The sequence below is a fragment of the Streptococcus mitis genome (assembly GCF_002096845.1).
GTDB classification, from domain to species: Bacteria; Bacillota; Bacilli; order Lactobacillales; family Streptococcaceae; genus Streptococcus; species Streptococcus mitis_A.
Genome location: NZ_NCVK01000052.1, coordinates 1 through 201 on the forward strand (window position 1 = coordinate 1; position 201 = coordinate 201).

General features: G+C 38.3%; 1 pseudogene. It reads right to left on the reverse strand.

Annotated elements, in window-relative coordinates:
- A pseudogene (locus B7695_RS07765) lies at window positions 1-201 on the reverse strand (IS4 family transposase); the annotation flags it as partial.

Here is a 201-nt window from a genome sequence, read left to right on the forward strand (position 1 = left end):
AAACATCTCGATACACTCCAGTCGTCAAGTCGTATAGGGCATTTATATGCATGAGATTATAGGATTTAACATCCGTTTGGGTTTGGATAGAGGTTTCTGTATCCATGGGATTTCGAGGAATACAGATATCACTCCCATCTGCAGCGAATATTGGAAAATCAGTATTAAGTGGAATAGGTGCTGTAAATTCTTTAAATAGGG